Source organism: Lysinibacillus sp. fkY74-1, from assembly GCF_053165895.1.
Window position 1 is genome coordinate 2,968,934 of the sequence record NZ_CP170173.1, and the last position, 21,826, is coordinate 2,990,759.

Genomic DNA, 21,826 nt, shown 5'->3' on the forward strand with positions numbered 1-21,826 from the left:
AAAGCTTATATGAATATTTAGTCGTCAATTTATACCCCTCCCCACTTTTTAATAAAGAGCTATTCGATCTAGCTTCATAGTCTCTTCTACGTCAATAATGCCAAAATGGTATTGCCAGTAAACCTCCATATGAAAGCCAATAGGTAAAAAGATTTCTTGGATTAGCTGAACTTTATTGATATTTTCTATTGTCTTTTTTTGATGAATGTAAAGCAGTAATTCATCATTTCCCTCTGACTTCACATAAATAAAACAATTTCTAAATATATTTTTCAGCGTGTCCTTTATCAGATATAATGCCTCTCCTGTTTGATAGAGTCTGAGCATGTTAAGCGCAATAATTTCTTGCTCTTTCTTTGAAAAAGATTTGATTTTATCGCGAACCAGTTTTCCAAATACATTTGCTTCAATGTCTCTCAGCATAAAGCGAATATAATATTCCTTTTTATTCAAGCCTTGCATTCGATCAATTTCAGCTAAAAAGTGCAATGTAATATCTAATAAAGCGTCTCTAAAGGCCTCATCAGTCATATGATCAGGATGAAAGAGATCTTTAAAAATATCAAAGTAACGATAATAGGGGTTTACTTCCACATGTTGCTCTATTGCCTGTGAATTTAATAGTTGTGGACTAAGCTCCATATAAGGTGAATAGATTTTGGCAAGATGAAAGTAAATATCCTTTGCTAAAAAGCCCTCTTCTTCAGCTTGTATAAGTAAATCCCAAATATAATTCATATCCATTTACCTACACATTTATACTCAGTGAAATACCTCTGGACTTCAGCAAGGAGAAAGCTTAAGACATCATTCGTCATAAAATCTCGATCTTGTTTTGACAGGAATTGTAATAGCATCGTCTTTTTATGACTGGCATCTTCTGTTGCGTCTTTTAAAAATGGATGCACGAAGAGACGATTATCTAAATGCCCTTCCAAAATATCTATTCTCAAAAGTTCAAGATTATCTGCTGCCTGAAAGGAGTTTATCAGTCGAATTATTTCTCCTTTTGTTGAAACATTTACATTATATTTACTAGAGAGCTTGTGCATAAAGTGCTCATTTCGCCGATTCGAGACTAGTTCATAAGTCATTTTACCTACTTGTTCTTTTTCTACTTTAGCAATTTTAAGTAGCTGCCATACTCCTGACTGATCCTGAGGTGAAACAATGGTTAATTCACTATCTGAACGTTTTATATATCTAATATTGTCTTCTTCCGCATCAATGAGATAACCATGTTGAGTACCCGTTTTTCGTAACGATAAGACATGCTCATAATTTATTCTATCAATGGCTGGGAATGGAAAACCGCTATTCTTAACCTCGTGACGCTGAACATTCCAAAGCGGAACCATATTCAATCGTTTTTGCTGCTCATATTCCTCTAAATCAATCGTAACCTCGAAAATTTCTACATCCTCATTTAATGGTGGACAGCCTATAAGTATGACATCAATGAACTTACTCACAAAAGGATGGTTGATTGTTTTCCAAGGTAGGCCATTTCTTTGGAAGATTGAATAAAGGTCTTTAATTTTTTGCAAATAGCGATTATTTTTAGTAAGACTCAGCTTTATTTCAACCAATCCCTGCGATGTAGCAAGATGACCATTGAAAATTCGTTGCTGTGCAAGTAAATGCTGTATTTCGATAGAATCACACTCTATAAATAATGTCATGAGTATTGCAGGTTCATTATTTTTAATAGATTCAAGAAGCTTCTCCATGTCTATTTTTGTCTCTTCCAAATCTGTTGGACATATCGGAAACAAACAATCATGAATGGGGTCGACATCTTCTCGGGCACTAAGCGTTGTGTAAATGTCATATCTATTCTCGTAATCATCGATTTCATTAAAAATACGTTCTTCAAGCTTTTTATTCATATCTTCTTGATAATCAATTAGATTTACAAAAACGCCACTTACAATGTCCTTTAGTAATTGACGTTGCTCTAGATTTTCTATTTTTCGTAAACGTTCAAACATGAGCTCTTTTAACAATTTACTTTCCTTCTTTCATGACTCAGGATTTGAATGCTAACTGGCATCAGTTACTTCATCTACTGGAGGTTCTGCTTCATTAGGAAGTGCACTATCTGCTGGTTGAACCTGTGGTACAGGGTTTAATTTATCATTTGCATTCATAATTTTTCTCTCTAGTCCAAGAACTTTTGCCAGTAATTCTGTTTCTTGATAAATTTCCTGCGCAAGCGTATAGGACTCTATCGCTTGAACGTATTCCTGACGGGCATAGCTCTGATCCCCACTTTTTTCTAACCCTTCTGCCTTTAATTCTTTTTGAGCCTTCTTCAATTCATTTATTTTTTCTTCTGTATCTTCAATTTTTGTTTTAATTTGTGTCTCTCCAGTAAATGAAATGGCGAGTGCTTTTTTTCTAGCTTTCTCATAAATGGCTAAAGCCCCATTGTAGTCCTCTGCCTCAAAACGAAAATCTGCATCTTTTATAGCATCAACAATCTCCACAACGGAATCCATGTTGGCAATTCTTTGCTCTACTTCTTCCTTACCAAATCCATTAATGAGTTTTCCCTCTTTTTTAGCTTTTTCATAATGTTCTAATGCCTCTGTAAATTTTCCAGTTTCCGCTGATTTATCACCATTGATAATTAGTTGTGTCACTCTTAATTTTCTAGCTAGTAAATTTCTATGTATAGGATCTTTTAATTTTTTTGCTGCATTTCTTCCCTCACTATATTCAAGTAATGCTTCATCATAATTTCCGTCTTGAAAGTAAACATTTCCACTCTTTTCATGGTCCTTCATCTCGACTGTTAACTCTGCTAATTTTTTTGCTTGTTTTACTTGATAAAAAATCGTGCCGCCACCTACAACCAAGGCTAAAACTAATGCAGCAGCAATCATTTTTATATACTTCATCTTGTTTTTGTTCGTTTCTTGATACACCTTGTTCACAAATATGGCAGCAACCGTGTAATTTTCTACAACTTTTCTTTGTCTACTCAACAATATTTCTTCCAACAAATCTGTATATTGTTCAGAATCTTTGACACCTTCCAAAGCGTCAGCCATCTCAATCTCACTGACATCTCCCCAAAAGCCAGCTGTACAAAGTAATAGGACATCACCATCAGTAAGCTTCATCTTTTTAGACACAAAGGGTTGAAATTTGTTTGGTTTACCTAGATAATTCAACAAATTCCCTCTTTCTTCATGCTGGCTAATATCTAATGAACGGTTCTGACTGTTTACTATTTCCTGTGCTAAACTTTGGTCTGTACTTTTATAGGTTAATGTACTGTTTCGGAAGTGATACAGTCGCGAATTCCCCGCTACTCCAACAATCATTTTTGAGTAGTCGGAAACAACTATGACAATACTAGCCTTTAATCTTACTCGTAAGCTTTGCGCTTGTAGTATAATTTGTGCATGTCTAAGGTATTTATTGATAGCTCTCCTTGACATAGCTGGCTTTTCCATAAACTTCTCCAAAATAGCCTTTACGGCAAGCTCTGCACTACTAATTTCCTGATCTGCATCCAAGCCCTTTACAGCTACCCAACAAGCTACATCGTCAAGTTCTGTATAGGCAAAATAGTCTTTATTTTGCAGAAAGGACCCTGCTTCAGATAAAAAGCCCGTTTTAAAGTCGCAATTTTCCTTTCTCATACGTCTCCTCCTTCTCTATTCCCTATTCATCGTCACCAAGTTTTTTCTAAAATCACGATGGTAGCATTATCTTGATTTTTTAAGCGTTTTTGTTCAACGGCTTTTATCATGCTTTGTGCTAAATCATAGGGTGGAGCTTGCTGAGAGAGAATTTTTTCCATTTCAACCTCCGTTAAAGCATCATAGATTCCATCACTAAAAAGACATACCTTGTCCCCTCTATTTAGCTGAATCGGATTATTTCCTGTATCCAAATTTTTAAAGCCTGTATATCCTAAATAATTGATTAATCTCTTTTTTAGAGGATTTTCCTGCACCTCAAGTTGCGAAATTTCACCTGAAATATATCTTTCGGTTAAAACTGACTCAAAAATATGTTTTTGGTTAATCTTTAGAAATTCACCATTTCTAAAGATCGTGAGAACACTATCCCCTACTGCCCCCCAATGAAGATAGCCTTCACTATCAATAACGGCCGTGACTAATGTTGTTCCTCCATTGGAGCCATTTAAGTTTTCCACAATCATATGATTGCTTGCTATAGCAGCTTCCTTAAAAAAGTTTTGTAGATTATTTAAGCTACTAAGCTTTTTAAATTCTTCTATGAAGGTTGTCACTGCAATCGTGCTAGCCATCCGACCATTGGCTAAGCCGCTAATTCCATCTGCAAGCACCGCGATTGTGCCATATGTCGTTTCGGCAGTTGAGAAATAATCATCCTGCTCATCACGTCTTCCGATTGTTTGACCATTTCCAATATAAATTTTCCCTTTATCCATTTTTTGAGCAAGTATACTTCTTATTAGCAGTAACAAGATAAGGACAATGATAAAGATTAAGGTAATTATGTACGGCAATAACTTTTGGTCCATATGTCATCATTCCTCACTTTGATTATTTTCCCATTCAAAGTGAACACCACAAAGTGGAATAAATAAAAATATACTTCTCCCTAGCTGTATCACATCATAGGCTGCTAATTCCGTTGGTGTATAAACGGCCTCATTATTCAGATAGGCTAATCCTGATGCATCTCCTGGCAGTAAGTAAAAATTACGTTTTTTAGGATCATACACAATGACTGCATGATTTCGCTTAGAGATGGAATTGTCCCCTGCAATGCGGATATGCATATCTTCTGCTCTACCTATAAAATTCTTTTCAGATAAGATACGATAATCTCTACCCATTTGCGGCCCTTCAATACAAACTAACCATCCTGTTACAGGATCTATCCCATCCATTTCTCCTAAGTAAGGCAATGTTTTATCATCTGCTTCAATGACAGGTGAGGAAGGACTATTTTGTCTTTGCTCCTGTTCCACCATCACGTTACAGTAAGGACAAATATTGCGATGTCTCCTTGAACTAAACATATGACCATTTGTACATCTAATCAAACTCATTTCGATATCCCCCATCTTTGTTACGAATTTTTTCTCTATTTAACCAAAATTCGCGTATTCGCTATGTATATTGTGTCTCCATTACCTAATGGGTAAGGAATCTCATGTTTTAATCTATTTTTTACGCGCTTATTCGCTTTTTTTAAGCCAACACCATTAACCGAATCTATATCCTCTAAATACCAAATTCCAGCTACACAATTTAGTACCGCATGCTCATAATTCACAAGAGATTCATACTCTGTTCCACTTAAATCAATATCCGCCTTGTGTTCAGCTGAACTTTTTCCAATAAGCAATGAAATATGATCGCCAAGTTCCCATTCATCTATTTCTACTCCACGTTCATTAAGAAGAACAAGCTTTGAAATGTCCTTCTTAGCCATCACTTGAGTGATTGCCTTTGCTTCGTATTTAAGCGATATATAAATAATGGCAAGTATGACTATTACCGTCCCAATAACAAATTTCAAAAGGACATCCTGATTCATTACAAAAACATATAGAATGAAAAAGAAGGCAATTGTGACAATAACGATATCGATAATTTTTATAAACATTTTTTTTCGTGTATTTCCACTGTAAGCTTCAGCTGAAAATGGCTCATACATATAATCACGCTCCTCTCTTTTTGCCATGGCTTATTTATTAAAAAAGCGTTCAAATAAATCCGTTGTATCCAGTGGATTTTTCTTCGATTGTTTATGAAGCGTTGAAGACATCTCCTTTGTTTTAGGATTGAAGCCAAAAAAATGTTCAAAGTTTCTTTCAATATTATTCATATTAAAATCTGGCTTTTTCTCTGTAGACTGATGTCCGTTTGAATGCTTTTCATTTTGATGTTCATTTTGCCAGCTGGTACCTTTGCCATCGAAACGGGCATCGTAAGTTTCTTTCAGCGCTGGATCTTTAAGTACCTTATATGCCTCTTGAACCTCTAAAAAAATTTTCTCTGACTCTTGATTTCCACCACTCACATCAGGGTGATGCTTTTTGGAAAGCTTCCGATAAGCTAATTTTATTTGCTCTTGTGTTGCATTTCGGTCTATACCTAATGTTTCATAATGCGTTTTCATGTTTTCAACCCCAATTTAGGATGATTAAAAATAATCTAAGGAACTATAAAAGTTCCTTAGATATAGTAGTGTTTTATCGTGCTGCAATCTTAGACAGCGTAGCCGCCCTCGATTTTTGCCAAGTCTGTTTTGTCTTTCTTTTGTTTAATGAATAAGAAGAATTCACCAATACCTTCAGTGTCACCATATCTTTCTGTATAGTCCACAACGAAAGCATTTGGGAAATGAATTTTTCTAACCACTTGATCAGCTGAGATCACTTCAAGTGTCACTTTACGGTAGCAATCAGCTTTTTCAGCTGGTACTAATGACCATAATCCTAATTTCATCGTGTCATCAGAATTATCACCATCAGTGGCAGTTAAAATTTTACCTTTCACTTTTAAAGTTGCCCCAACATCTGTAGAGCGAGCGTTAGAATCGTTCGGTGTATCTGTCTCATATTCGACAGTCATAATGCTTTCTAACCCTAATTCAATTGCTTCTGATCCTTCTACTTTTAATACAAAACCCATGCTCAGTACCTCCTAAATTTTGTTGAATCGTAACTTCTAACTGTGCTAATGAAATAAATTTTGGTACAACTATTCATTTCACAGTGCCATGTTTCAAACTGACACTATGAAATATGTAATATTTTCCATTTCAGCAATTAGTCGCTCGATTCATATTTATGTTAAAAGATTTATAAATGATAAATCTTAAACACCCTACTTAAATAATTGAAAATTGCGATAAATAAATTGTTAGGCTTTAACAGCACTTGTCCCTTTAGTAATCGTGACCTCAAGATTTTTAACATTACCGTTAAACACAAGATCGATCTGACATAAGCTTGTTTTCTCATCAATGATGTAGCCGATATCATCTCCATCATGAATAATAGAGTTTACATGACCTTTATCATTGAGCCACTTACTTTTTTGACTACTTGGATTATTACTAAAGAAGCGAACGATATTCTCGTGCTTAAAGTCACCAGATTGGAATCGAAGTATTCTTTCAATATACGTACTAACTTGCGTTTTATAGATTGAATCGAATCCATCTTCTTCCATCGCTAGGCTTCTTGCTTTATAAACAGTAATACGTCTAATATCTTTATCCTGTAGTTGGGCATTTTCGGAAGAGAATACAAAACCGAAGCTTCTGCTGTTAATAGCGTCTTTAATATTATTCGTAAAACCTGAAATTTCCTTCGCCATCGTCGTTACAGCTCTAAGTGAGTTGTCTCCGGCTTCAATATCAAATCGAACTCCAGGGTAATTACGTTTTACATTTTTAAATGATTCCTTTAAATACTCTGGGCATTGGTAGGCGGAAACGATACCTGCTGCTACATAGCTAGCACCTACATAAACGCCTTCTATCCAAAGCTTTAAAATATCTTCCTTTTCTTTCGATAGACGAGCTCCATTTTCGGTAGTATGCATTCTCGTATCAATAACTACGCCTGATTTATCTTTTGGAATAATCGTAAAGTTTGGTAGGCATGGTATCGCGAACTCACTAAATTCTTTTCTGACAAGAACCGAGCATTTATCGATTAGGCGATCAATCCCAGCAGTTGCGATGCCGTTAAAGGTAGTTTCCTCTTCAGCCATAAAGTTAAAGAAAATTTGTACCTTGTAATCTTTTACCGTATCTAAGAGGATTGATAAAGATTCCATTGTGTTACCCTCTTGCTTTGTAACCTTTTCATTCCCTTTGAATCTTGATCGGCTAACTTTCATTTTTCCAGAAGATTCTAATTCAAGAGCAGGTACAATACCATACCATACAGTATCTGTAAAATCATTTTTAGCGTTAACCGTATTTAAATACGTGCGTAATCTTGGTAGGTTATTACTTTTCACAAGCATATCGAGCTTCGTGTTTGTAACTAATAATGACGGCTGCATACCTTTATTTTTCGTAGCATATTGATCGAAGTACATTTTGACACCTAATAGCTTTTCGACTAAAGGCTTGACCGTTTTTACAAATTCATCCTTTGCATCCTTATAGAACTCCAGGTATGTATTGTAATTTTGAACTTCTGTTTCAACATCAAATTCGGCTTTTACAGCTGGTAGAGGTGAGAATGTTCTTACAACTAAATCTTTTACATAGGAAGACGGCGATTCTGTAATAGCCTCATAGTCTTCTTCGAAAACTGTACTCAAGCCGTAATTACTATTTTCTTCAATGACCATCAGTTCTGCACTATTCGTTTGAGGTGCCTCAATAATTTTCAATTCACCATTATCACCAATAGTAAGCGTTCCTATTTGTAATTTTTCGGACTCATCCTCGTCTTGACTAGCCCCTAATAATAATCTTGTTTTAATATCTTCAATTGCTAAAGGCAGCATCGCCATTACATTGTTGTAGTTTCTACTAGCTACTTCAAACATAAGATTTAGCTTGTCACCAGTATCTAATTTTTTCGGATCTCCCTCATCCAGCTTGTCATACTCACTGTAAAGGTAATGAATTTCCTTACGAACTTGGCGAATATCATCCATGACTTTTTTAGGTGAAATCATGTCTAGTAAATTTTCAAATTTAAAATCTACATTGGTAATGCCCTGACTTCTTTTTGTATCAATGAGCGTAAATAACATTTTTAAAAAATCATTATTTTGGTCGATTGCTATTTCAGATATACAATCATCTTGAATTCCGTCTGGCTTTTTCAAGGTATACATAACCTTTTGATTTGCCGCGTTATAAAATGAATAAACGGTAGGTGAAAACTTATCTAAAAATTCGTCGAAGCTTTTTACAAGAAGATGTTGACTAATTTCCTTGATCTTTTCATCACTTAGGCTGTCGATTCCTTTTACATCGCCAACAAGCGTAATTAAATCCAATTTTTCTGGGTTTATTTCTTCAAAGAGCATTGTTCTGTTCGTTTGACTAATAATCTCCATTCATTTGGCTGCATATTACTACAGCCATCCCTCCTTTAGATAACGAATTTCGAGTAAGCATAAACATTAGTGCTTAAAAAATACAGAATTAGAATTGTATAACTACTTGAACCGAGCATCTTAAAAGAACATTTAGACACTTAAATTAAGTCAATATATACATTTAAGATAAAATTTTACAATAAAAACAATGATGTACTAAGCTATGTACGAGAAACTCTAATCCAACTTTATGCATTTTTTATACAGAATTCACTAATGATTTTATGTATCACAAAAGTAACTATACAATACATAAAATCAATGTCAATATTTTCTATAGAATATATTGTAAGAAAAAACAATTTAAATATATTTTATTAAAAAAATCACATGGTAATAATTATGATATTTATAAGGAAAATAGTGGATAAATCGTATTTTTTTATAAAAAAAACAACTAAGGGTCTTTTTGATATTAGGCCCTAAGTCGTTCTTTCGAGTATTATCACTTGAAGATAAAAATGAATAAAAAGTATTGAAAATATAGTAATTTTGGTCTTTTAGAATTAATTTACTTAAAATAGTTCTTTAGACATTTGAACTTTCCTTCCAGAATAATGATGTATTTAATAAAAGAAAGAGAAGAACATCTTTTTTTATGCTGCACTTGCAAGCCCCATAAAATAGTTAATGACATAGGAATGCTCACTTTTCTATTATATTTTCTCACATTTACAAGTTTATCTTCGATTATTCTTTGTGAAACATCTAGTGGAACTTCATTCGTTAATGCGTAGTAAAAAGTTGCCATCAAACTATAAATATCTGTATAAATGCCTTGCTCTCCTTTAATAGAATACTGCTCAATAGGTGAATATCCTGGTGTAGTAAATATTGGATATTTCTCTACTGTTTTATAATAAATTGCTGAACCAAAATCTAATAAGCGAGGTTTCCCTTGCGCATCAATTATAATATTATTCGGCTTTATATCCCGATGAATAATGCCTTTACTATGTAAATACGAGATGGCATCAATTAAGGGAAGGAATACTTCTTCATATAGATGATGCCTTTCATGAATAGAATATGTATGTATATATTGCTCCAATAGAACTCCTTCATAATAATCTGTAACAAGATAAACGGAGCCATTTTCAAAAAAATGCTGTCTATACTTAACAATATGTTGATGGTTCAATTGCTGGAGCATGCAAGCTTCACTTAGAAATCTCTCCTTTAATTCCTGAAATTTTTCCTTTGTAGAGGGTAAACGATTGATTACTGATATGTTATCCAAATCTCGTAAAGCAATCTCTAAAGGGTAAAACTCTTTTATAATAATTTTTTCTCCAGTGCTTATGTATTCAGCTATATAAACAAATGATAATTTACTCGTTGCAAGAAGGTGTTTGACTCTGTATGTATTATTTAATAGACTATTCGTTGGTAAACTCAATTCAGACGATGTCGTTTGCATTTTAATCTCCTCCTTTCACAAACCATCTCAAGGGAATTATAACAATTAATTGATTTTTATGTAAATATTATCATTACTTAAAATATTCATATAAAAACCGCTCACCAAAAAAGTGAGCGGTTTTACAATATTAAGCTTTTTGATAGCGCAGCACTGGTGTACGAGCAGCGCGTGTTTCATCAAGACGAGATACGACTGTTGTATGTGGTGCTTCTTGAACGATGGATGGATTTTCTTCTGCTTCTTTCGCAATTTGAATCATCACATCGCAGAATGCATCTAATGTTTCTTTAGATTCTGTTTCTGTTGGCTCAATCATTAACGCTTCTTCCACATTTAATGGGAAGTATGTTGTTGGTGGATGGTAGCCAAAGTCTAACAGACGTTTTGCGATATCTAGTGTACGAACGCCCAATTTCTTTTGGCGATGACCAGATAAAACAAATTCATGTTTACAATGTCGGTTATATGGAAGATCGTAGAATGGCTCTAAACGGCGCATCATATAGTTGGCGTTTAATACAGCATATTCCGTAACAGCTTTTAGGCCATCTGGACCCATTGTACGGATGTACGTATAAGCACGCACATTGATACCAAAGTTACCATAGTATGGTTTTACTCGTCCGATAGATTGTGGACGGTTGTAATCGAAATGGTATGCTCCTTCTTCCGTTCTTACAAGGACTGGCTTTGGTAGGAATGGAATTAAATCTGCCTTTACGCCTACTGGACCTGAACCTGGACCACCACCACCGTGTGGACCTGTAAATGTTTTATGCAGATTTAAGTGCACACAGTCAAAGCCCATATCGCCAGGACGTGCTTTACTCATAACAGCATTTAAGTTTGCGCCATCATAGTAAACTTTCCCGCCTACAGAGTGAATAAGCTCTGCCATTTCGATAATGTTTTCTTCAAATAACCCAAGCGTATTCGGGTTTGTTAGCATTAATGCAGCTGTATCAGCACCAACGACTTTACGAAGGTCTTCGATATCAACTAAGCCATTATCATCGGATTTAACAGTGATTGTTTCAAAGCCTGCTACTGTTGCTGAAGCTGGGTTAGTTCCGTGAGCAGAGTCAGGGACGATAACTTTGTTACGATGACCTTCTCCATTTGCTTCATGGAAAGCACGAATCATCATTAATGCTGTCCACTCTCCATGCGCGCCTGCTGCTGGCTGTAATGTCACTTCATCCATCCCAGTAATTTCCACTAACGACGTTTGTAGATCATAAAGGAGCTCCATAGCACCCTGTGCTGTTGATTCATCCTGCAGTGGGTGAACATTGGCAAAGCCAGAAAAACGAGCAACCGCTTCATTAATTTTTGGATTATATTTCATCGTACAAGAGCCAAGTGGGTAGAAGCCAGAGTCTACTCCATGGTTTCTACGAGAAAGTGCTGTGTAGTGACGCATGATATCAAGCTCAGATACTTCAGGTAATTCTGCTGCCTCTGAACGTACTAGATTGGCAGGTAATACATCTGCTAAATCTACTTCAGGTACATCAAGCGCTTCTAAGCTATAGCCAACGCGGCCTTCTTTTGAAATTTCAAAAATGAGTGTTTGATTTTCGTTATGCATGAAGAGCCCCCATTTCTGCAACTAGTGCATCAATTTCTTCTTTTGTGCGTAATTCAGTCACTGCGATTAGCACATGATGTTTAAGAGAGTCATAATTTTGACCTAAAGGATATCCACCGATAATACCTTTTTCAATCAAGCCTTTATTGATTTCCTTCACACATTTATTTGTTTTCACTACGATTTCATTAAAATGTGCACCTTGGAATGCTACTGTAAAGCCTGCTGCTTCAAAGGCATTTTTTGCATAACGTGTTTTCGCAATATTTTGTGTAGCCATCTCGCGAATACCTTGTTTCCCTAGAGCTGTCATCGCTACAGAAGCTGCAAGTGCAAGAAGCGCTTGGTTCGAACAGATATTAGAGGTTGCTTTATCGCGACGGATATGTTGTTCACGCGCTTGAAGGGTTAATACATAACCACGACGACCTTCACCATCGACTGTTTCACCAACAAGACGTCCTGGTACCTTACGCATTAATTTAGTTGTGACTGCAAAGAAACCACAGTGTGGACCACCAAATGCTTCAGAGATACCGAAAACTTGTGCATCACCTACACATATATCAGCACCTAGTTTGCCTGGAGGAGTTAAAATACCTAGGGCAAGTGGGTTAGACGACACAACGAATAAGCTTTTTGCTTCATGCGCGATATCCCCGATTACTTGAATATCCTCAACTTGGCCAAAGAAGTTTGGATATTGAGCAATAACTGCTGCTGTGTTGTCATCAATCAGCTCTTTTAAAGCTGCAATATCTGTCACACCATCTTTATGTGGAATTGTTACGATTTCAATAGATTGACCGTAGGCATATGTAGCCACAACATCACGATATTCTGGGTGTACCGTTTCAGATACTAAAATTTTCTTACGACGTGTATGACCTGCTGCCAACATCCCTGCCTCAGCCAATGCTGTACCTCCATCATACATAGAAGAGTTGGCAAGATCCATACCAGTAAGCTCTGCAATCATTGTTTGGAATTCAAAAATAGCTTGAAGCTCACCTTGTGAGATTTCAGGTTGATAGGGTGTATAAGCTGTATAGAACTCTGAACGAGAAATAACATGATCCACGATTACTGGCTTATAGTGGTTATAAACGCCAGCACCTAAAAATGATACATTCGCATTTGTGTCTTTATTTTTAGCAGCAAGTGCTGTTAACTCTTTTAATAAAGCAGATTCCGATTTCGCTGCTTTGATGTCATAAAGGCCTTTAAAACGTACTTTCTCTGGAATATCCTCGAATAATTCATCAACTGAGGATACACCGATTACGTCTAACATTTCTTTTTGGTCTTGCTCCGTCATTGGTAAATAACGATGTTTCATAAATGTAGGTCCCTCTTTTCAACTATTATTTTGAACGCTTATAAAACGGTGTTTCAACTGTAACTACTTTTAGTTGCTTTCCACGGATTTCAATTTCCATTTCATTTCCGATTGTTGCGAATTGACTGTCAATTAACGCGTGACCAACATTACGTTTTGAGGAAGGAAGCTGTGTTCCTGTTGTAACTTCACCAATTTCCTTACCATCCTTAAACACCTTATAGCCATGGCGTGGAATCCCTTTATCAATCATTTCAATGCCGACTAGTTTGCGTGGAAGACCATTTTCCTTCTGAGCTACTAATGCATCATGACCAATAAAATCTTCTTTATTTAATTTCACAGCAAAGCCGATACCTGCTTCAAGAGGAGAGATGGTTGCTGATAATTCTTGACCGTAAAGTGGCAGACCCGCTTCAAAACGTAGTGTATCTCGACAGCCTAGACCTGCAGGGACAACACCTTTGTCTTGACCAGCATCTAAAATTTTACCCCATAATGCTTTAATGTCTTCGGGTGCTCCATATAATTCGAAGCCATCTTCTCCTGTGTATCCACTACGTGAAACTAGTACTTTATGTCCTGCGACTTCTACATTCTCTTGGAATCGGAAAAATTTAATAGCACTAACATCAGTTGAAGTTAAGGATTGAAGAACTTCCTCTGCTAAAGGTCCTTGTAGGGCAATTTGTGCATAGGCATCTGATTGATTGTCAATTGTCACATCATATTGATGTTGGTTTTCCAGCATCCAATCGTAATCTTTTTCGATATTAGCTGCATTCACACACAATAAATAGTGGTCATCAGCTAACTTATACGTTAGTAAATCATCGACTACACCGCCGTTCTCATAGCACATAGCTGTGTATTGTGCTTGGCCAGTAGCTATTTTTGAAACATCATTGGATAAAAGATTTTGTAAAAAATTTAATGCATCGGGACCTGTTACTAAAATTTCACCCATATGGGATACATCAAATAATCCCGCACGATTACGTACTGCATCATGTTCATCTTTAATAGAAGAGAATTGAACTGGTAATTCCCATCCACCGAAGTCAACCGTCTTAGCACCGTATTTCGCGTATTCTTCAAATAGAGGTGTACGTTTTAATTCACTCGTCATTCTTTTTTGCCCCCTTATTGTTAGTTACATTTTTACTGGTAGTAGTTCGTCTGCTTTTTGTATTGGTACAGTCATGACTCGGCAATGTAAAGCTTTTACAGAGTACCTATAGACATAAAAAAAGACAGACGAACCCCTTTTCGGGATTCTCTGTCCTTGCACCTGAAAGTTACACCAGACTAACTCGCATGGTTGATACTGCCAATTAGTCGGCTTTCCCCTTTGGTGGCTGCTATTGTTATACTACAGCTCTCTCCAGAGTTGCGTCTTATACGAGTCCTTTTACCTGAGAGATTCATAGCCATTGCTACTTGCTCCTTCGGTGGCGTCTAACCACGCTCTCTCCCCGTACAATCATCCGCCCAAGATACATCTTGGTACTATTTAGTATTCAATGAACATTTAGTTACTTATTTGTCTATATCCTAACATTAAATGCATTGAAAAGGCAATCATTTTTTAAAAGATAATAAAAGACGAACATTAAGCGGCTGTTAATTATTTATCGTTCGTTTTTAAGCCTTTTTACTTGAAACACTAAATACTCTAAAATTTGACGAATGGTTCTGCCCTCTGTCAAGACCTGAATATGCCCTGCATCACGATAATACTTTCTCCTGTAATGATACAGATTTTCTAGCTCCTCTTTAGTCGAACTTTGTACGATTGGTCTATTGGGATCATGCTGAACTCGTTTATAAATATCCTCAAACGAAGCATCTAAAAAAAATACTAAGCCACTACGCCTCATAATTTTTCGATTTTCAGCATTGATCGCAACTCCACCGCCCGTAGAAATAATACAAGCCTCGTCACGGAAACTTTTCAAAAATTCTGTTTCTATTTTTCGGAAATGGGCCTCTCCGTACTTTTCAAATATCTGCGGGATGGACATTCCTTGCTGTCTCACTATTTCATGATCCATATCATAATATGGCATCTTTAATAAAAAGCTTAAACGTCTTCCTAAAGCACTTTTTCCACTGCCCATAAAACCAACCAAATATATTTTTCGCAATTCGAATCACCTTCTTATAACTACGATTCTACACTGTCTGACAAAATTTGTCCCAATAAATTTATCGTAGCTTTAACATTCAATTTTTCGAGCCCGTCATAAGTTCGAAATTGCATTTCATATGACATACAATACGCAAGAAGAAAAGTAGTTACAAGAAATAATAATGCAATTGCGATTAAAAATATAGCCCCTCTGTCATTTTTCAATAATTGGCACATAGAAGGTTCGCTCCTTTTTCATACCACTAGGCATTTCCACCGACACAGTCAGCCTATTTTCGCTATAGGTAAAGTGACATTTATGAATGCCATTTAGCATGGGAACATGTCCTCCATTTACTTGTTCACGAATAATAGTACGATAGCAATCAATATAGTGGACTGTTTCCCTAGTCTGAAAAGATATTCTTTTTTGATCCTCTCGTACGGAGAACGCTAAAATATCCTTTAGACCTTTATTGAAATCATACACAAACAGCTCCCATTTCGCCTGTTCATCCGATTGCATAGTTGAGGTCATTTCAGCATAACACAGCATAATTAGGACAAAAAGATGAGAAATAAGCGCAAACACAATTAATTGAAACAACGCTTCTAGTAAGGTATAGCCCTTCTCATTATTCATTGCTATTACCTGTAAGGAGAATACATTTTTGTCGTTGCTTGAGTATATTGTGAAAACGAACACAAATCTCTTCACCATTAAACACCCATTGATACTCAACTTCTTCAATGATTCTTGTGCCCTCAGTTTGTTGTACAGCTTGAAATAGCTTCATGCCCTCGTAAGCTGTTTCAGCTGCAATCATTTCCATTTTTTTATTCATAAGATTCGTTTTCATCGTGTAGCTAATGGGCAATAAGGAGCCGCAAAGTAACATTAAGATACCCATAGCCAAAATCGATTCAACAAAAGAATAGCCTGATTCATTCAATTCTTGCTCTCCCTCGCCCTAATGTAATGATGACCTTTTTCTTTCCCTGTGGTGTGTGAAAGGCAATAGTGCCAGCGGACCTGACATTGCCATTTATATTATAAACAATCGTATAAATAGAGCTCTCATCGGGGGAAAATTCAACTCCTTTTGGAAAGGGTCGGACATATAGATTGGAAAAAGCATCTTTTTGAATAACGTAGCGCCTTGTAGAGCTTTCAAATTTCATCGCGATATATTGTCGCTGGTTCATGCTATAGGTTTGAATATACTGAATATCTAGTTGAATTTGTGTAAAAAAACGGTCTAATTCCTTTGACTCCGCTAATTTTATAGAAAATTTGCTCACAATGGCTGTTAGACTCATAACAAGGAATAAAACAATTAGCATTTCGAGAATCGTAAAGCCCAACTCATTTTGTCGCTCCCTCATTATCCTTGAGTACCTGCATCAGCATTTGCTAAGCGTACCTCTCCTTTAATCGTAATGACTATTTCTTCTTTATTAGGGCAAGTTGTTTCATTTTCTTTCAAATAGCCCTCCTTCACTAAATCCTCAAGGGTCGGAAATGTCATAAAATCCACTCTATAGGCCTCTACTTGCCCCTGCACCATATTAATATAGGCCGCACAGCCCTTCTCATCAATCGTAGCAAAGTGCTTCGTAACATTTGGAATTGTAATTAAAATAAGGATTGATATAATTAACAAAACAATCAGCATTTCGATTAAAGTAAAGCCATTTTGTTGTTTGATTTGTTTCATCTTGCTCCTCCTAAACTAAATCAATCATCTGATAAATTGGTAATAGTAAACTAACATAAGCGGCTAGAATACATATAGCAATAACAATAAAAAAGCTTGGTTGAATGAAGGCTAGTAACTTATGCAATAGAAGCTCCTGCTTTTCCATTAGTAATTCGCTATACAAAGTAAGTTCCTTCCCTAAATAACCACTTTGTTCTCCATGCTCTACAAAAGTAGCAAAATCCCTGTGAAAAATAGACACAATCTGTACTGCTTGCGTCAATGATTCTCCAAAGATTACCCTTTCTTTAATTTGCCGCGACAAATACTGTAGAAAAGGCTGAAAGGATTGTTCCTCTAGAATTTGAAGACTAGCCTGCAATGAAAAACCACTCTGTAGTAAACTCCCTAAATAAGCAGCAAATTGTCTTGTCCACGACAATCGAATATAGAATTGATAAAGCGGGATTTTTAATCGTATTGATAGTTGTAGAGGAATGGGTTGGCGCTTAAGAAAGAAATGTACTATTAATAAGCTGACTATCACAATCGAAGATGTTAGCATCACGTAATCGGGGACATGCAGTAATATTTTAGATAGAGCCAAGCTTGACTTCTCACCTTCAATCGAACGGCTTGACACCATTTTTTCAATATTAGGCAAGAAAATTGTTCGGAATATAAAAAATAGTATCAATAAAAATGAAATTAGCATGACAGGATAGATAAGCAATTTGATTAGCTTTTTCTTTGTCTGCTCACTGACAATCATTTGCTTTGCCACACCTTTTAATACATCAAGCATACGCCCGTTGTTTTCTGCCACTTTAATCGCTACTAGATGATGTTTAGCAAGGTGTAATGTTTCCAATATGCTTGTTACCCCCTCCCCTTGTCTTAGTTTTTCATTAATTTGTTGCTGAATAATTTCATGATCTTCTATATGATGAGGTAATAGCATCGACATAGCCTGTGGAAATAAATAGCCCTCCTGCATTAATACAGATAAACGTTGAATAAATCTTGCTTGCTCCTTTACACGCCACTTGGTAGCTCTGTTGTAATATAATTGGAATTTACCGATATATGTTTGTAGCAGCATAATGGCTCTCCACTAATTCTTTTTGTCCCTTTAATGTTAATTCGTGGGGTAGTCGAAAATTCCCCTTATTTTGAATAGCGGTTATGGCCTGATTGAGATGAACATCCGATAAAATCTCGTACAACGCACGACGTTCGTCCTGTAAATCTGAAGACTGAAAAAGAACTTGGGCAACAATACCGATGACAGTTTGCCTAATCTCATCTATTGATACCCCTAAGTCCATTAAACGGTAAAGACAGCTAAGAGAATCCTTCGCATGAATGGTTGAAACGACTAAATGCCCTGTCAAGCTTGCCTCGATTGCAACTTTTGCTGTTTCTTTATCACGAATTTCTCCAATCATGATTACATCAGGTGAATGCCTTAATATAGCTTTTAATCCCGAAGCGTATGTAACGCCTGCTCGTTCATTCACTTGAATTTGAAGTAAATTTGCTTGGTTATTTTCTACTGGGTCTTCCAAGGAAATTGCATGCCTATTTAATTCTGTAGAACAGTAATGTATTAAGGAATAGAGAGAAGTGGACTTACCAGAGCCTGTCGCCCCTGTAAAAAACAAAAGGCCTTGTCGATTTTGCACAAGTTCCATTAATTTGTAAGCTGAGCTTTTAAAAAAAGATAAGGAAGTTAGTGGAAAAGAATGATTTTGGAGAAGCAAGCGGATAATGAGGCTTTCTTTTAAAAATACGGAAGGCAGTGTAGATACTCGAAAAGCATATGGCTGTTGTTCCATCGCCTTTTGGAAGGAGCCGCTTTGGGGCTTACGACGCTCACTTATATCTAATTGTGCAAGAAACTTATAATAGGATATCATCCGTTCCGTAAGATCGTTGGGAAGTTCACCTGCGTGAAGCAGCTTATCATATTTACGAAAATAGACCTGATAATTCACGTTGCCTGGCACCAATAATAAATCGGTTGCCCCAAAATGATAGGCTTTTAGTAAAAGTTGCTCACATTTTTGTTCAACGACTATTTCAAAATTCTGCATATATGCACCCCTTTTCTAGTTCATTCGAATATGACCGCACTATTCGTTATTTCCTAGTATAAATAGGATCTTCCTACGAGAAAAGCCCTTTTCTGAAAATAAAAATTTGTTATAAAATTTCCCATCATTCATGTTTTTTGCTATAGAAATGTGGATAAAGTGCAATTTCCCACTAAAAAAGAAGTTACATACATGAAAAAATTAATATTTATGTCGAAATGAACTGTATCTTTTTCAATAATGGAATATAATAGAATGAACATGATTATTTTCCTAACACTTGGTAGACGAACATAATTTTATAAAAAAACTAATGAGGTGAAGCATATGATCCATCCATTGAAAATTACCAGCACTTTAGCTGATGAAACAAGATACTCTATTTATGAGTACATATTGCAAGAGAAAAAAACAGTGACCGTCCAACATATTGCTGATCAGTTTAGCATCCATCCAAATGTCGCTCGACTTCATTTAACAAAGCTTTCAGAAATTAATATTATTTCCGCAGACTATGTGAAAACAGGTAAGGGTGGAAGACCTGGCCGTGTGTATAAGGCTTCAGAGAAAGGTGTATCATTATCATTTCCTAGACGTGATGAAGACCGTTTACTGAAATGGACGATTCAATTAGTGGAAGAGCTTGGACCATCTGTCTTAGAAAAATGTCAGGAAATTAGCTATCAAGATGGTTATCAGCAAATGAAACAAAATATGAACGCTGAATTGACCATCAATAATTCCCTTTCCTTCGACGAGAAGCTTCAACTATTAACTGACAATGCCGCATTAATTGGCTATGTTCCACAAATTCAACAAACAGAACATGGCAAAAAGGTGATATTCTCCATTTTCAATTGTCCATTCCAAGAGCAACTTACAACTTATTCGGAGATAGTCTGCTCCTTACATGAATCCTATTTAAAAGGGCAGTTAGATGCGTTATTTTCAAACAATGAATTTGTACAAATTGAGAGTATGATACATAATTGTGATTTATGTAAATATGAAATAAACGTGACAGAAATCGAAAGCTAGTTAAAAAATCCATTTGTTTGTCACAAAGACGCATAAGTTCCAGTTTACAGACACCTTTCATATCATTTATAATGAGTAAGAGATTATTGTGTCGTGGGCAAAAGGAGGGGAAATTTCATGGATAATATGTATAAAGTTATGGCATTCTGGACAGGTATTTTTGCCGTTATGTTCTACCTTGGTGGTATGAACGAGGTATCGCTATTATTCTTAGGTAATACAGGTTTATTCTTATTATTAGGCTTCTTAAACCTTTCAGAACGTATGTACATGTACATTTTCGGAGCATATTTAACTGTATTCTTCGCTGGCTTCACGTACTATACAACATTCATTCACGTACCTGGTGGCGGTCATTAATACAACTAAAAAAGCGTATCTCATTTACGAGATACGCTTTTTTTATGGGCATTGGTATTTTAAAACCCATTTAAAAACGGATTAGTTTCCATTTCTGCACTGACAGTTGTATAATTCCCATGACCAGGATAAATGATTGTATCCTCAGGTAGTGTTAATAATTTGTCATGAATAGATGCTAATAATATTTTGGTGGACCCACCAATTAAATCCGTCCGTCCTACGCCCTGTTCAAATAATGTGTCTCCCACAATCGCAAAGCCGTCTTTTTCAAATACATAAGAAATGCTACCAGGTGAATGTCCTGGTGTAAATACTGCTTGAAAAACAAAATTGCTTATTTCGAATTGTTGCTCTTTTTTAATGATAGTGTCTTGAGCAGGTGCAGCTACCCTATAATCTGGTAATGCAGCATATTTACTAGAGCCGTTCTTTTCTGGATCTCCTAGCCAGCTGACCTCTTTTTCATGAATCCATACAGGTATATTAAATGCTTCCCGAACCGCATCCACCGCACCAATATGGTCAAAATGTGCATGTGTTAAGAAAATGGCTAGCGGCTTTAGGCCATTGCTACGGATTGTTTTAAGAAGACGCTCCGCTTCTTCACCTGGATCAAAAACGATACATTCTTTGTCTTTATTCGATACGATATAGCAATTCGTTTGGACTGGACCAAGAGAAAAACTTCGTACGTTCATCATAGATATCACCTCATTTTTCTATTATACAGGCTTTGCCACAATTTGACGATAAATGTTCATAGTTTGCGCTATATTAGTTCTCGACAAAAACAGGTAGAACGTTTACAATTAAGGAGGAATATTGTTTACGACATTCATTTTCTGATGTCGAAAGGAGTGTCTATTTTAATGAACTTATTAATGGTTATTTTTGGTCTAGTAGCGATTTTAGCTGTAGTTGGTACATTCCAAGCAATTAAAGAAAAGAACCTTTTAAGCGTTGTTTTCAACTTATTAAGTGCTGTCGTGTTTGGATGGTTTGTCATCATGACAATCGTTCATAGCGGTTACCCACCAAAATTACACTAAAATT

General features: G+C 36.1%; 24 protein-coding genes and 1 riboswitch. Of the genes, 3 read left to right on the forward strand and 21 right to left on the reverse strand.

Translation table 11 applies throughout. From position 1 onward, the window contains the following. Positions 1-48 precede the first annotated feature (48 nt). The 20 genes from ACE1MS_RS14545 to comGA form a co-directional block, all read right to left on the reverse strand. Positions 49-744, reverse strand: coding sequence for an iron-dependent peroxidase (locus tag ACE1MS_RS14545; protein ID WP_447402442.1), 696 nt, complete (start codon positions 742-744; stop codon positions 49-51). Beyond that, positions 735-2,006, reverse strand: coding sequence for a normocyte-binding protein (locus ACE1MS_RS14550; protein WP_447402443.1), 1,272 nt, complete (start codon positions 2,004-2,006; stop codon positions 735-737). Before ACE1MS_RS14550 ends, ACE1MS_RS14545 begins: the two co-directional genes overlap by 10 nt. A gap of 36 nt (positions 2,007-2,042) precedes the next feature. Further along, entirely contained in the window at positions 2,043-3,653 is a 1,611-nt protein-coding gene (locus ACE1MS_RS14555; protein WP_243432604.1) for a PP2C family protein-serine/threonine phosphatase, read from the reverse strand. A 32-nt stretch (positions 3,654-3,685) separates the two neighbouring features. Next, entirely contained in the window at positions 3,686-4,525 is an 840-nt protein-coding gene (locus tag ACE1MS_RS14560) for a PP2C family protein-serine/threonine phosphatase (RefSeq protein ID WP_207889282.1), read from the reverse strand. A gap of 6 nt (positions 4,526-4,531) precedes the next feature. Then, on the reverse strand, positions 4,532-5,059 hold the full coding sequence (locus ACE1MS_RS14565; protein WP_036120184.1) for an FHA domain-containing protein: 528 nt from the start codon (positions 5,057-5,059) through the stop codon (positions 4,532-4,534). Positions 5,060-5,094: 35 nt separating this feature from the next. Then, positions 5,095-5,670: an FHA domain-containing protein gene (locus tag ACE1MS_RS14570; RefSeq protein ID WP_207889283.1), complete on the reverse strand. Its 576-nt coding sequence runs from the start codon at positions 5,668-5,670 to the stop codon at positions 5,095-5,097. Positions 5,671-5,700: 30 nt separating this feature from the next. Further along, positions 5,701-6,135, reverse strand: coding sequence for a J domain-containing protein (locus ACE1MS_RS14575; protein WP_207889284.1), 435 nt, complete (start codon positions 6,133-6,135; stop codon positions 5,701-5,703). 89 nt (positions 6,136-6,224) lie between these two features. Next, positions 6,225-6,650, reverse strand: a complete 426-nt coding sequence (locus tag ACE1MS_RS14580) for a hypothetical protein (protein ID WP_012295149.1) — start codon at positions 6,648-6,650, stop codon at positions 6,225-6,227. Between the two features lie 231 nt (positions 6,651-6,881). Continuing rightward, positions 6,882-9,050 (reverse strand): transcriptional regulator, encoded by a 2,169-nt coding sequence (locus tag ACE1MS_RS14585; protein ID WP_207889285.1) that lies wholly within the window; start codon positions 9,048-9,050, stop codon positions 6,882-6,884. A gap of 553 nt (positions 9,051-9,603) precedes the next feature. Beyond that, on the reverse strand, positions 9,604-10,512 hold the full coding sequence (locus tag ACE1MS_RS14590) for a serine/threonine protein kinase (protein ID WP_447402444.1): 909 nt from the start codon (positions 10,510-10,512) through the stop codon (positions 9,604-9,606). A 130-nt stretch (positions 10,513-10,642) separates the two neighbouring features. Beyond that, positions 10,643-12,106, reverse strand: coding sequence for an aminomethyl-transferring glycine dehydrogenase subunit GcvPB (gcvPB, locus tag ACE1MS_RS14595; RefSeq protein WP_012295152.1), 1,464 nt, complete (start codon positions 12,104-12,106; stop codon positions 10,643-10,645). Further along, complete coding sequence (gene gcvPA, locus ACE1MS_RS14600) at positions 12,099-13,445, reverse strand: aminomethyl-transferring glycine dehydrogenase subunit GcvPA (RefSeq protein ID WP_012295153.1); 1,347 nt, start codon at positions 13,443-13,445, stop codon at positions 12,099-12,101. Before gcvPA ends, gcvPB begins: the two co-directional genes overlap by 8 nt. 25 nt (positions 13,446-13,470) lie before the next feature. Further along, complete coding sequence (gene gcvT / locus ACE1MS_RS14605) at positions 13,471-14,574, reverse strand: glycine cleavage system aminomethyltransferase GcvT (RefSeq protein ID WP_447402445.1); 1,104 nt, start codon at positions 14,572-14,574, stop codon at positions 13,471-13,473. 264 nt (positions 14,575-14,838) lie between these two features. Continuing rightward, positions 14,839-14,932, reverse strand: a riboswitch (glycine riboswitch). A gap of 144 nt (positions 14,933-15,076) precedes the next feature. Beyond that, entirely contained in the window at positions 15,077-15,592 is a 516-nt protein-coding gene (locus ACE1MS_RS14610; protein WP_099806052.1) for a shikimate kinase, read from the reverse strand. 198 nt (positions 15,593-15,790) lie between these two features. After that, positions 15,791-16,219, reverse strand: a complete 429-nt coding sequence (gene comGF, locus ACE1MS_RS14615; RefSeq protein WP_447402446.1) for a competence type IV pilus minor pilin ComGF — start codon at positions 16,217-16,219, stop codon at positions 15,791-15,793. Beyond that, positions 16,212-16,529, reverse strand: a complete 318-nt coding sequence (locus ACE1MS_RS14620) for a hypothetical protein (RefSeq protein WP_012295157.1) — start codon at positions 16,527-16,529, stop codon at positions 16,212-16,214. Before ACE1MS_RS14620 ends, comGF begins: the two co-directional genes overlap by 8 nt. Continuing rightward, entirely contained in the window at positions 16,522-16,962 is a 441-nt protein-coding gene (gene comGD, locus ACE1MS_RS14625) for a competence type IV pilus minor pilin ComGD (protein ID WP_031416951.1), read from the reverse strand. The genes ACE1MS_RS14620 and comGD overlap by 8 nt, the downstream gene beginning before the upstream one ends. Then, on the reverse strand, positions 16,962-17,294 hold the full coding sequence (gene comGC, locus ACE1MS_RS14630; protein WP_012295159.1) for a competence type IV pilus major pilin ComGC: 333 nt from the start codon (positions 17,292-17,294) through the stop codon (positions 16,962-16,964). Before comGC ends, comGD begins: the two co-directional genes overlap by 1 nt. Positions 17,295-17,304: 10 nt before the next feature. Next, positions 17,305-18,378, reverse strand: coding sequence for a competence type IV pilus assembly protein ComGB (gene comGB / locus ACE1MS_RS14635; RefSeq protein WP_012295160.1), 1,074 nt, complete (start codon positions 18,376-18,378; stop codon positions 17,305-17,307). Then, positions 18,353-19,372, reverse strand: coding sequence for a competence type IV pilus ATPase ComGA (gene comGA / locus ACE1MS_RS14640; protein ID WP_012295161.1), 1,020 nt, complete (start codon positions 19,370-19,372; stop codon positions 18,353-18,355). The genes comGB and comGA overlap by 26 nt, the downstream gene beginning before the upstream one ends. A 327-nt stretch (positions 19,373-19,699) precedes the next feature. Here comGA and ACE1MS_RS14645 point away from each other — a divergent pair, with 327 nt between their 5' ends. Together ACE1MS_RS14645 and ACE1MS_RS14650 are read left to right on the forward strand one after the other, a co-directional pair. Next, entirely contained in the window at positions 19,700-20,410 is a 711-nt protein-coding gene (locus ACE1MS_RS14645; protein WP_012295162.1) for a helix-turn-helix transcriptional regulator, read from the forward strand. A 117-nt stretch (positions 20,411-20,527) separates the two neighbouring features. Further along, positions 20,528-20,770: a DUF2626 family protein gene (locus tag ACE1MS_RS14650; RefSeq protein ID WP_004231035.1), complete on the forward strand. Its 243-nt coding sequence runs from the start codon at positions 20,528-20,530 to the stop codon at positions 20,768-20,770. Between the two features lie 59 nt (positions 20,771-20,829). Here ACE1MS_RS14650 and ACE1MS_RS14655 read toward each other — a convergent pair whose 3' ends face one another. Continuing rightward, a complete protein-coding gene (locus ACE1MS_RS14655; RefSeq protein WP_012295163.1) occupies positions 20,830-21,474 on the reverse strand; it encodes an MBL fold metallo-hydrolase in 645 nt (214 codons plus the stop codon). A 168-nt stretch (positions 21,475-21,642) separates the two neighbouring features. Between ACE1MS_RS14655 and ACE1MS_RS14660 the strand changes: the two genes are divergently transcribed. Further along, complete coding sequence (locus ACE1MS_RS14660) at positions 21,643-21,822, forward strand: DUF2759 domain-containing protein (RefSeq protein ID WP_031416957.1); 180 nt, start codon at positions 21,643-21,645, stop codon at positions 21,820-21,822. Positions 21,823-21,826: the final 4 nt, after the last annotated feature.

What these genes read in the sequence shown, in the direction of transcription:
- ACE1MS_RS14570 (WP_207889283.1), bottom strand. Translation starts at nt 5,670, where the DNA reads ATGTATGAGCCATTTTCAGCTGAAGCTTACAGTGGAAATACACGAAAA.
- gcvT (WP_447402445.1), bottom strand. Translation starts at nt 14,574, where the DNA reads ATGACGAGTGAATTAAAACGTACACCTCTATTTGAAGAATACGCGAAA.
- ACE1MS_RS14590 (WP_447402444.1), bottom strand. Translation starts at nt 10,512, where the DNA reads ATGCAAACGACATCGTCTGAATTGAGTTTACCAACGAATAGTCTATTA.
- ACE1MS_RS14645 (WP_012295162.1), top strand. Translation starts at nt 19,700, where the DNA reads ATGATCCATCCATTGAAAATTACCAGCACTTTAGCTGATGAAACAAGA.
- ACE1MS_RS14560 (WP_207889282.1), bottom strand. Translation starts at nt 4,525, where the DNA reads ATGGACCAAAAGTTATTGCCGTACATAATTACCTTAATCTTTATCATT.
- ACE1MS_RS14585 (WP_207889285.1), bottom strand. Translation starts at nt 9,050, where the DNA reads ATGGAGATTATTAGTCAAACGAACAGAACAATGCTCTTTGAAGAAATA.
- ACE1MS_RS14660 (WP_031416957.1), top strand. Translation starts at nt 21,643, where the DNA reads ATGAACTTATTAATGGTTATTTTTGGTCTAGTAGCGATTTTAGCTGTA.
- gcvPB (WP_012295152.1), bottom strand. Translation starts at nt 12,106, where the DNA reads ATGCATAACGAAAATCAAACACTCATTTTTGAAATTTCAAAAGAAGGC.
- comGF (WP_447402446.1), bottom strand. Translation starts at nt 16,219, where the DNA reads ATGAATAATGAGAAGGGCTATACCTTACTAGAAGCGTTGTTTCAATTA.
- comGB (WP_012295160.1), bottom strand. Translation starts at nt 18,378, where the DNA reads ATGCTGCTACAAACATATATCGGTAAATTCCAATTATATTACAACAGA.
- comGD (WP_031416951.1), bottom strand. Translation starts at nt 16,962, where the DNA reads ATGAGGGAGCGACAAAATGAGTTGGGCTTTACGATTCTCGAAATGCTA.
- gcvPA (WP_012295153.1), bottom strand. Translation starts at nt 13,445, where the DNA reads ATGAAACATCGTTATTTACCAATGACGGAGCAAGACCAAAAAGAAATG.
- ACE1MS_RS14580 (WP_012295149.1), bottom strand. Translation starts at nt 6,650, where the DNA reads ATGGGTTTTGTATTAAAAGTAGAAGGATCAGAAGCAATTGAATTAGGG.
- ACE1MS_RS14655 (WP_012295163.1), bottom strand. Translation starts at nt 21,474, where the DNA reads ATGATGAACGTACGAAGTTTTTCTCTTGGTCCAGTCCAAACGAATTGC.
- ACE1MS_RS14565 (WP_036120184.1), bottom strand. Translation starts at nt 5,059, where the DNA reads ATGAGTTTGATTAGATGTACAAATGGTCATATGTTTAGTTCAAGGAGA.
- ACE1MS_RS14650 (WP_004231035.1), top strand. Translation starts at nt 20,528, where the DNA reads ATGGATAATATGTATAAAGTTATGGCATTCTGGACAGGTATTTTTGCC.
- ACE1MS_RS14555 (WP_243432604.1), bottom strand. Translation starts at nt 3,653, where the DNA reads ATGAGAAAGGAAAATTGCGACTTTAAAACGGGCTTTTTATCTGAAGCA.
- ACE1MS_RS14575 (WP_207889284.1), bottom strand. Translation starts at nt 6,135, where the DNA reads ATGAAAACGCATTATGAAACATTAGGTATAGACCGAAATGCAACACAA.
- comGC (WP_012295159.1), bottom strand. Translation starts at nt 17,294, where the DNA reads ATGAAACAAATCAAACAACAAAATGGCTTTACTTTAATCGAAATGCTG.
- comGA (WP_012295161.1), bottom strand. Translation starts at nt 19,372, where the DNA reads ATGCAGAATTTTGAAATAGTCGTTGAACAAAAATGTGAGCAACTTTTA.
- ACE1MS_RS14545 (WP_447402442.1), bottom strand. Translation starts at nt 744, where the DNA reads ATGGATATGAATTATATTTGGGATTTACTTATACAAGCTGAAGAAGAG.